Origin of the sequence: Salipiger bermudensis HTCC2601, assembly GCF_000153725.1 — a bacterium.
GTDB classification, from domain to species: domain Bacteria; phylum Pseudomonadota; class Alphaproteobacteria; order Rhodobacterales; family Rhodobacteraceae; genus Salipiger; species Salipiger bermudensis.
On the sequence record NZ_DS022278.1, the window covers coordinates 1 to 10,221 of the forward strand.

Annotated in this window: 7 protein-coding genes and 2 pseudogenes; 4 read left to right on the forward strand and 5 right to left on the reverse strand. The window is 63.5% G+C overall.

What is annotated here, in order from left to right:
• From R2601_RS22755 to R2601_RS27740, 3 genes are all read left to right on the forward strand, one after another.
• On the forward strand, window positions 1–1,302 hold a 1,302-nt coding region (locus tag R2601_RS22755; RefSeq protein ID WP_311135728.1), incomplete at its 5' end, for a site-specific integrase.
• Window positions 1,299–2,654, forward strand: a complete 1,356-nt coding sequence (locus R2601_RS22760; RefSeq protein ID WP_007803294.1) for a tyrosine-type recombinase/integrase — start codon at window positions 1,299–1,301, stop codon at window positions 2,652–2,654. The genes R2601_RS22755 and R2601_RS22760, both read left to right, overlap by 4 nt.
• A gap of 431 nt (window positions 2,655–3,085) precedes the next feature.
• Window positions 3,086–3,652, forward strand: a complete 567-nt coding sequence (locus tag R2601_RS27740) for a tyrosine-type recombinase/integrase (RefSeq protein ID WP_375360184.1) — start codon at window positions 3,086–3,088, stop codon at window positions 3,650–3,652.
• Between the two features lie 123 nt (window positions 3,653–3,775).
• On the opposite strand, the pseudogene R2601_RS22765 reads toward R2601_RS27740, so the two are convergent.
• The 5 genes and pseudogenes from R2601_RS22765 to R2601_RS22785 all read right to left on the reverse strand — a co-directional run.
• Window positions 3,776–5,944, reverse strand: a pseudogene (locus tag R2601_RS22765) (strawberry notch-like NTP hydrolase domain-containing protein); the annotation flags it as partial.
• Between the two features lie 148 nt (window positions 5,945–6,092).
• Window positions 6,093–6,752: a DUF6927 domain-containing protein gene (locus R2601_RS22770; RefSeq protein ID WP_007803591.1), complete on the reverse strand. Its 660-nt coding sequence runs from the start codon at window positions 6,750–6,752 to the stop codon at window positions 6,093–6,095.
• A gap of 302 nt (window positions 6,753–7,054) precedes the next feature.
• A complete protein-coding gene (locus tag R2601_RS22775; protein WP_007793130.1) occupies window positions 7,055–8,080 on the reverse strand; it encodes an IS110 family RNA-guided transposase in 1,026 nt (341 codons plus the stop codon).
• A 130-nt stretch (window positions 8,081–8,210) separates the two neighbouring features.
• Window positions 8,211–8,804, reverse strand: coding sequence for a hypothetical protein (locus tag R2601_RS22780; protein ID WP_007803594.1), 594 nt, complete (start codon window positions 8,802–8,804; stop codon window positions 8,211–8,213).
• Window positions 8,805–8,881: 77 nt separating this feature from the next.
• Window positions 8,882–9,994 (reverse strand): annotated as a pseudogene (locus R2601_RS22785) (ParB/RepB/Spo0J family partition protein); the annotation flags it as partial.
• Window positions 9,995–10,059: 65 nt separating this feature from the next.
• On the opposite strand from R2601_RS22785, the gene R2601_RS22790 reads away from it, so the two are divergent.
• On the forward strand, window positions 10,060–10,221 hold a 162-nt coding region (locus R2601_RS22790; protein WP_007803596.1), incomplete at its 3' end, for a transposase.

Below are 10,221 nucleotides of genomic sequence, written 5' to 3' on the forward strand. Positions count from 1 at the left end.
ATATCGCGCGCTTTGCTGCGCATTATTTTGATTGCAAACCTCGGCGGCTTTCCACCGTCTGAGGAGACACTCATGTTGAAGTTGCACGACGAGCTGATCGCCGAGCTCGCGAAATCGCTCACGGAGCAGAACTACAATCCGGTGGTCGTGACGAACCATCGGCTCTACGCCCGTCGGTTCCTGGACTACCTGGCCGAGCGCGACATGCCGGTGGCGATGGTGACGCCAGCGCAGGTCGATCAGTATTTTCTCCACGCAGTCCATTGCTTTCATGATCGCTACGGTCGGCCGCCCAGCTCGCGCTGGCACAGGCTACCAAATACGGCGATCGGCAGGTTGCTCCGGCTGGCCCAAGGCACATGGCCGCCAGAGGCTGAAATCGAACCCGTTAAGATGCTCCGGCACGCCATTTGCCATGATTACGAAACTTGGATGCGCGACGAGCGCGGGCTGGCAGATGAAACTATCGACGCGCGGCTCCGGGAGGCGCGGCGCTTTCTGGACTGGTATTTCGGCCGCAGTGGTGCCGACGGTCTCCGAAGCTTGGCCGTACGGGACATCGATCGCTACATGGACATGCGCGCGGTCGGACTGCGACGGATATCGCTCGCGGCATCTGCTGCGTGGCTTCGGTCCCTGCTGCGCTATCTCCACCTGTCGGGGCGGGTTCCGACCGATTTGAGCCCGCAGGTCATCGGCCCGATGCTCTATGCCTATGAGGATGTTCCTTCGATCCTGGACCGCAGCCAGATCGACATGGTTCTGAAGGCCACCGCCAGGGACAGATCGCCGAGGGGGCTGCGCGACCATGCTATTTTGCTGATGCTCGCCATCTACGGACTGCGAGAAGGCGAGATCTGCAGTCTCCGGCTCGAAGACATCGACTGGCACGCGGACTCGCTGCGCATCCGTCACACCAAGACCAATGCCTGTTCCTACATGCCGCTGCTGACGCCGGTCGGCGATGCGGTGCTCGACTATCTGCGCCTCGGGCGCCCGCAGGTCGAAAGCCGGGAGGTCTTCATCCGCTCCCTCGCACCCTATACCAGGATGAAGAACCTCTATGGCATGGTCGACGGGCGCCTGGCGGCCGCAGGCGTTGTGCCGGTGGGAAAGCGTGGCCCACATGTCTTCCGCCACGCGCGTGCGGTTGAACTGCTGCGGGCGTCGGTTCCGCAAAAAATCATCGGCGACGTGCTGGGGCACCGATCAACCGAGTCCACCAACGCCTATCTCAAACTTGCCACCGAAGATTTGCGGGCTGTAGCGCTCGACGTGCCCGGATCGGAGGTGCTGTCATGAGCGCCTGGCACGATCCCGATTTGCTTGCCGTCGAGGACTTTCTCCGCATCTCCCGGTTCGGACAGAGAAGCAGTTACACTTACCGGTGGATCCTTCGCAGCTTCGAGGATGTTGCGCGCCGGCACTCAGCAGTGGATCGCCAGATGCTCGAGGACTGGCTGGGGGACATGGCAACGCGGTGGAAATTGTCGACGCTGTTGAACCAGGTCTGCATCGTTGACCGCTTCCTCGACTATCTGGTCCAGAACGAGTTGATCCCCGGCAATCCCGTCGCCGAGCTTCGCAGGCAGCACAATATCAAGCAGAACAAGCCGATCTGGCGGGCTCTTGCCTCCCCCAATCCCGACGAGGCACTTGCCGCGTTGTGCCAGCCTGCGCCCTACGGCAGCGTTCTGGGCGACTTCATGCGTGACCATGTCGCGCTGATGCGAAACCGGGGATACCAGTATGAGACGCAGGCTCACTGGTTGCTGCGGTTTGACCGGTTCCTGCAGGCTCATCCGGAACTGGCGGACGAGCCGCTCGAGACGATGCTGTCCCATTGGGCAGCGGCCAAGTCCACCCGCAATCACGCGGCGGAATGCCAGAAGCTGGGGCGCATCCTGACCAAGGCGCGGCACCGGCTCGATCCGAACATTCCGCCGAAACGCTTCAACCCGCGACCGGAACGAGAGGTGGCTCGGGAGCACCGGCAACCGCATATCTTCAGCCCGGCTGACATCCGGCACATGCTCGAAGTTGCCCGTTCCTATCCGTCGCCGCATGCCCCGCTGCGGCCGTGGACCCTCTACACCATGATCCTGCTTGCCTATTGCGCCGGGCTTCGACGTAGTGAGATTGCGCGGCTCGATCTGGGCGACGTCGACCTTCAATCCGGCACGATCACGGTCCGGGAAACGAAGTTCTACAAGACCAGGATCCTGCCTCAGTCGGACAGCGTCATGACCGAACTACGTGCCTATCTCGATGCGAGGCGGCGCGCAGGTGCTCCACAAGACAAGCAATCGGGGTTGTTTTGGCAGGGCCACTTCAAGGGCCACCATACTCCGGAGACGGTCACCACGATGATCACCAACGTCATGCGCCGCGCCGGATTCAAGCCACCCTCCGGACGGACGGGGCCACGTGTGCATGACCTGCGGCATTCGATGGTCGTGAACCGGATCCTTCAATGGTACCGGATCGGCATCAACCCGCAGGACCGCCTGCACTTCCTCTCGACCTATCTGGGTCACCGGGACATCAACTCGACGCTGGTCTACATCACCGTCACGCAGGATCTTCTGCAGGAAGCCAGCGAGCGGTTCCGCGCCGTCGGCGCCCCCTGTCTCAACGGGGAGGCGCTGTCATGAAAGCCACAAATCCCTTCCCCGAACTGTTGCGGGCCTTCTTCCAGGAATGGCTGGCGGAACAGCGTAGCGCCTCGATCCATACCATCAAGTCCTATCGGGACACCTGGCGGATGTTGCTCCGGTTCGTCGCGGAGCGAAACGGCGGCGGTGTCGCACGGATCACGCTGGCCGACGTCTCCGCCAGCGAGGTGCGCGCGTTCCTTACCCATGCCGAGCATGGTCGCAAGGGCACGATCGGCACGCGCAATTGTCGGCTGCCGCGATCCGCAGCTTTTCAGCTTCGTGCGGACAAGGACCCTGAATATATCGCCCAATGCGCCGAGGTCCTCACGATCCCGCTCAAGCGAAAACCTACCGCCGCGCCCTGCTACCTTGAGCCAGGGGAGGTCGAGGCCATTCTCGCGCAGCCCGACCGGTCGACCATTGAAGGGATGCGAGACCATGTGCTGCTGTCGCTGCTCTATAATAGCGGTGCGCGCATCCAGGAGGCGCTCGATCTGTGTCCCGGCGCGATCCGTTTTGAAGCACCGTATTATGTGCGTCTTTACGGCAAGGGGCGAAAGGAACGCATCTGCCCGCTCTGGCCGGAAACCGTGGCTTTGATGAAGAAGCTGCTGGAGCGGCAGCCACGCGCGCCGGATGAGCGCATCTTCGTCAATCGCTACGGCGAGCCACTGGGAGCTTCGGGCGTGCGGTTCAAGCTGGCGGCCTACGTCGCGGCCGCGGCGAAAACGACGCCCTCGCTGCGTTTGAAACATGTGACGCCGCACAGCTTCCGGCACGCGACGGCCGTCCACCTCGTCGCGGCGGGCGTCGACATCACCGTCATCCGCAGCTGGCTGGGGCATGTCAGCCTCGACACGACCAACCACTACGCTCAGGCCAATCTCGAAACCAAGCGAAAGGCGCTCGAACAGGTCGGCGTTCCGGCAGAAGGAAATCGACCCGCGCGATGGAAACGTGACGCGGACCTGCTCGCCTGGCTCGATACCCTCTGACCCCAACCGAAGGAGAAATAATGTGAAGGACGCAGCCCCGATATCCCCGAAAAATAGCGATGGTGCCGCGTTCCTTCGCATTATCGCGTCCTCGCGATTACAGACATTATGCGCAGCTGCGCATAAGGTCCGAAATGCCCCCGCGTAGGCATCGTAAATCTCAATCTGGGCCGGGGTCAGCGCATGTTCGAGCACGTCATATTCTACGCCGTCGAAGCTGAGCGCCCGCGCCGTGTAGAACCCGAGCGTCTTGAGATCCCGCGCCACGACCTCCATCGCCGCGACACCGCCAGCCTCCATCGCCGCAACGAAACTCTCCCGGCTCGGGAAGGGATACTCCGCCCCCGGCCCCCAGAGGCCGAGGCGAGAGGCATAGGCGAGGTTCGAAACATTCGTGGCCCCGGTCGCCGAGACATAGAAGACCCGCGCCCGAGGGGCCGCGAGCTGCAGGCGCAGGCCCGCGAGACCCTGCTGGGAGGGTTTGACGCCCCTGCCCTCGTCGGAGCCGGCGGCGTTCTGCATCGCATGCGCCTCGTCGAAGGCCAGGACGCCATCGAACGCCTCGCCCATCCAGTCAAGGACCTGCTCGAGCCGGGTCTGCCCGGATTTGCCGACGGACCGCAGGGTGGCATAGGTCACGAAGAGGATGCCATCACCCATGGCGATACCCTGGTCCGGCTTCCATTTCGAAAGCGGCTGGATGTCGGCGGGCGAGCCACCGAGATCGGTCCAGTCGCGGATCGCGTCCTCGATGAGCGTGGCCGACTTGGAAACCCAGACCGCCTTGCGCCGGCCCGCAAGCCAGTTCACCAGGATGAGCCCCGCACATTCCCGGCCCTTGCCACACCCCGTCCCGTCGCCGAGGAAATAGCCGAGGCGATAGGCACGGGCCTCCGGATCATCGTCCGCCCGCGCCATCCGCGTCTGATCGTCCTCGATCGTGAACCGGCCCGGCAGGTCACGCGCGTGCGCATCATTGGCCATGAGGATGGTCTCGAGCTGCGCCTCCGAGAGATGGCCCTCCTCGATGAGCCGAGCCGGAAGGCGCAGCTCCTCGGCGGCCGAGCTTGACGGCACCGGCGGCGCGACCGAGGCCATGGCGATGCTTTCGACAAGCGGCGTCGGGTGTTCCTGTGCGCCCGCGATCTCGATCCGCTGCGGCCGGTAGCGGGCGTAGATGTCAGATACGGGGGCGTTCTCGCGGGCCGCCTCGAGGGTGGCGAAGGTGAGCGGGATGGCGGCGTTTGATGTCGATCTGGAGGTGCGAGATGCGGGAACCGTGAGCTTGCGCGTTGCGAGCAAGCCACCCTGCCGCGGGATGTGCCGGACTTGGGCTCGGGTCTGGATCGGCGTGGCAGGTCGGCACCCGGCGATGTCATCGATGATCTCCTGTGCCGCTTCGAGGTCGGCAACCTCAGAACGGACCAACTCGACATCGACTTCCACCTTGTCGAAGACCATGAGCTGGGTCTCCACAGTCGTGCCAAGCCTGCGATAGACATGACCCGGGATTGTGAGAGCGAGACGCGGGTGAGCGATGGCCGCGGCCCGGGCCCAATGGGCCGCATCCCGCCCGGGCGTAAAGCCCGTCGGCATGATCGCCACCAGACGCCCGCCCGGCGCGAGACGCTTGGCTGCGGAAATCAGGTGCTTGGCCGCGATGTGCCTGTCGCGCGAGCGATCGACCGAAGAGGCAAAGGGCGGATTCATCACGATGACGCCCGGAAGATCGGGGACCGTCAGGAGATCGTCGATATGCTCCGAATCGAAGTCGGTGACCTCGCTGTCAAAGACAACCTCGAGGAGCGCGCGGCGGAAGGGATCGATCTCATTGAGGATCACCGTCGCGCCCGCGCGTGCGGCCAGACCGGCCAGCGTGCCGGTCCCGGCCGAGGGCTCCAGGACGGTTTCGCCGGCGCGGATGGCGGCGGCACGCACGGCCAGAGCCGCATAGGGCAACGGGGTTGAGAATTGCTGCAGGCGGATCTGCCGCTCGGAACGCCGGGTCTCCGTCAGGAGCCGTGAGGCAATCGACCTGGCGGATGCGGTTGCGTCCGATCCGCTGGAGCTCATGATCTCCATCACGGCGGCAGCCTGCATCATGTCGTAGGCCAGGCGCCAGGACCAGGCGCCACCGGCATCGCTGCCGCCGAAGGCCTCGCGCATGATGCGGGCCAGCGTGGAGCTCCGGAGGGGCTGACGTTCGAGTTCGGTGCCAATCTCCGACAGGGCGTGCTGCAGGAGGGCTTTCGTCGGGATTGAGGATGCGGGGGTCAGGCGTCGGTCGGCCATGTCGTCTGTCCTTTGGGTCAGAGTCTAAATTCCAAAGAACAAGACGCCCCCTTTCCCTTTTGGAGGATGGAGGCGCTTGAGAGCTCGAAATGGGACGGATCAGGGAACCGAGCAGGAGCAATCGCGAGCGTAGCGCGTCGGCGATATCTCAGAGAGGCTGTTGCCGCGAGAAGAACTCCGCCAGGACCGGGCTCGCATCGGCTTTGGCAGAGTCCAGAAGCTCAGATCCTGCCAGCGCGTCTTTCGACAGGCGTACGAGACCGCCGATCTCCTCCATGCGGTAACATCGGCGCTTTTGCCGCCCGTGCCAGTAATGCGTCGCCGTCATGATCTGGCAGGTGCTGCCGTCGGTCAGCGTGACCGGCGCGGCGAGCTTGATCCTGTCGCCCTCTGCGTAGTCCGAGATCGCCGCCCAGTCCCGGCAGCGCTGGCGCCAGGCATGGGCATAGCTGTCGGGGTCTTTTAGCTCGGAGAGCTGGGCCAGAAGGCTGACGGGCGCGCGAGACTCCACCGGGCCGGCGCTCTCTTCCATATCCTTGTAGCCCCAGCAGCCATCGTCGTAGCGCGTCAGGAAGACGGCCCCGAAGGTGATCGATCCGTCGGCATCGGTCAGATAGGTCGCATCCTCGATCGCTGCGCCGTCGAGGCGCGTGACCCTCGCAGCAGCGTACCAGGTCGATCCAACCTTGCTGGCCCGGACCAGGACCGTCCTGTGGGTATCACTCTCGAAGGTACAGAGCCGGGTGATTTCGGCCTTTTCGTCGGCATGGGATTTGACGCGGCGGTCAGTATAGAAGAGCCAGCCCATTTCAGGGTCCTTTCTCTTGAAGACATGGTTTGTCGCCAATGTCCCGTGTATGGACGCCCCCGGGGCTGCAAGCGATTTTTTGACTTTGGCAACAGCATTGCGGTCGAGTTCCTTCGTGTATCCGGCCTCTGGTTGCGACCTTCAATGCCGCGGGCCCTCATGGTGAGTTCGAGGAACAGGTCCAAAACGAGAGGCCGTAGTACAAGCTACTCGGGACATTACTGGTTTTCCCATTCCTGATCTCGTCGACGCTTTGCCATGACCTCCATTCAGAACCACCGCACCCCAGCCTGCCTTCGCGCTCAGGCGTTGGCAGGGGTCTCGTAGACGCCGCCATGAGCCATGATCGCCCAGGCCATCCGCGCCATCTTGTTTGCCAGCGCAACTGCAACCAGCATTTTAGGTTTGCGAGCCAACATACGGGCCAGCCACGACCCATCTGGCGCGCCGCCGCGTTTTTGCGCGGCTTGGATCGCGGACATTGCACCGATGATCAGCAAACGCCGCAGGTCGCGCTGACCCATTTTTGATATCTTGCCCAGCCTTGTTTTACCGCCCGTAGAATGCTGGCGTGGTGCCAGCCCGATCCAGGCTGCGAAGTCGCGCCCCTTGCTGAACATCTCTGGCGGTGCCGCCAGCACGGCAATCGATACCGCCGTCACCGGGCCGATCCCCGGCATGGTCATCAACCTGCGCGCCACATCGTCCTGTCGGGCAATCTGTCGAAGTTGCCGGGTCAGCGCGTCAATGCGCGCGCTTAGCCCGGCGATGAGATCGAAGAATATTTGGCAAAGGCCGGTGACTTCGGGCGGCAATCGTTCTCCATTCTCAGCCACAGCCTTTTCCAACCGAGGCAGATGCTGAGGGCCTTTCGGCGCGACAATCCCATGTTCAGCCAGATGCCCTCGCAATGCGTTGATCGCCTGGGTACGTTGCCCTGTCAAAAGATCGCGGGTCTTGAGTACCATCGACTGACCTTGTTGCTCGGTTGTCTTGGTCGTCACAAAGCGCATGGTCGGTCGGGACGCTGCTTCAGCGATGGCTTCGGCATCATTCGCATCGTTCTTTTGCCGCTTCACATAGGGTTTGACGTATTGCGGGGCGATGAGCCTGACATCGTGGCCAAGTCTGGAAAGCTCCCGGCTCCAGTGATGCGCACCCGCGCAAGCCTCCAAAGCGATGGTGCAAGGCTCAATCTGACCGAAAAACTCTAGCACCCGCCCTCGCGGCAACGCCTTGCTAAAGACCTTAGATCCATTTGCCGCCGCGCCATGCGCGTGAAACGAACTCTTGGCAATATCCAGCCCTACAATGCTAACCTTCTCCATGGACGCTTCCTCCTCGTAGCGAATTTCGACACCGCTACCTTGGCACAGCGATGCCGTGAGGGGGCGTCCACACCATCAAGAGCGCGACGCGCGGCAGGGCATTGGCGATGCGGGTGTGTGAAGGAGCGCGTTACGCCGCCCGCCGGTTACCGACCTCGATGAGCGCATCAAGCGGCACCCGGTAGGGCAGCATCTCGTCGAAATCCTCGCAATTGCCGGAGTTCTGTACGATCGCGTGGGTGTCGGTGGCGTCCTTGAGGATGACCCGGAACGTGCCGCCAAGCCCGGAAGGCACATCGTAGGCGCCGCCGATCAGGTAATCGGCCGCCCGGCGCAGGAAGACGCGGATCGTGTGTCCATCGGTCGCCAGTCGGATGGTCTCGTGACCCCGGTCGGTGAGCATCTGCACGTCGTCGAGAATATCGGTGTAGAACTGTCCCGTCAGATCGCGAAAAGCCGCCTGCCGGGCGGCCATCCAGTCCCGGTCCTGGAAGGGGTCGATGCCTTGGGCAAAGGCAAAGGAAGGATCGGCCTGCTCGGTGGTGACGATCCGCGTCGTCGTGCCGTCGATGCCGTTCGAGCGCAGGTGGACCCCGGTCCCGACGATCAGGATCAACGCGGGTTGGCCCACCGGACCGTTCCAGTTCGGCAGGAAGGTCGTGCAGCTGCGCGCATGTGCGATCTGGGCCGCGACCTCGGTCGCGGAGAAGGTGAGAAGTGCCATGGGATTATCTTTCGGTGTGATCTGAGAAAAGGTCTGACCCGCGCCGGGCTCGGAGAGCGACGCGGGTCTTCGGATCGTCAGGCCGCCTCGGCGACGGGCGGCTCTTCGCCGCGCGCGTCGGTCGCGGCATCGGCCTTTTCGGAGCCGGAGGTCTGCATCATCGGCGGACACCAGATCGCAACCGCCTCCCGCTGCGCGTCGGTCAGGGTGGCAAAAGGCTCGGCGAAGAGCTTGTCGCAGAAGGCGACAACCTCCTTCTTCGTCGAGGACGCCAGCGTCACGGCCTCCTGCGCGAGCCCCAGCTCCTCGCCGAGGATCTTCAGGAGCCACGCCTTCTTGAATCGGTTGAAGAGCGCCGCGTTTGGTGTCCAATGCGCGCGGATGTCCGGCATGATCTCCGCCTCGAAGTCATGCATCAGGCTGTCATGCTGCCGATCCCGTGTGAGGCATGGCTGCGTCGTTGCCGCCGTGGCATAGGCCACGAGCTTGGCCTTCTCGCCTGCATCGAGTGCCCGGAAGAGGGCGAACTGATCGGCGGGCGATTTGGCCTCGTCGGCCCAAGAGAGGTCGAGCGCGTCATGCGCCTCCGCCACCTGGTCGAGCGATGTGCCGTCGATCTCCTCCCTCTTGGCGTGGCTGCGATATTCCTGACGCGCATCGACCTTGATCGCATGGGTGACGCTCATGCCGTGGCCCAGCACGTCGGTCACCAGCTTGAAGAGCGTGAGGTCCAGCGTGGCCTCCGGATGCATCGCCATCGCGGCGCCGAGCGCCATGGCCCGTTCGGTCTTGAGGTCGTCCGTCAGAGAGGCGGGATAGCTGATCTCGTCGCTCTCCCCAGCCCCGGTGCCGTTCATTGCCGGCTCCGGATTGCTCTCGGAGCTCGCGGCCTTGTCCTCGGGGCGCACGAGACCGACATGACAGGTCACCTGTCCATTCGACCAGGTGGCGATCACCCCGGAGCGCGCCAGGTCCTCCGGGCTATAGGCCTCCTGAAGATCCCGCGCCTCGGCTTCCAGGTCATCGACCTTGGCGTAGAGCGCGCGGTAAGCCTCGTCTTCGAGATCTTCCGTCTCCATCTCGCGCTCGAGCGTCTCGAGTTCGGCGGTGATCTGGTCGAGCCGGGCCTCGCCCTTCTCGTCGGGATCGACCGGGCCGGGATAGACCCGTCCGTATTCCGCCATGGCCGCATTGATCCTGCCCCGGTTTGGTGGACACCCATGATAGGCTTTCGAGCCAACGGAAGGAGTGTCCGATGGAAAAGAAGAAGCGCCGGTATTTTCCGGATGAGTTCAAGCGGCAGGCAGCGGAGCGCGTCGAGACGAGCGGGCTGTCGATTATGGATGTTGCGGCGGAGCTGGGCGTTCACGAGACGCAGTTGCGTCGTTGGGTGAGACAGTTCGGCACGGCGGGGACG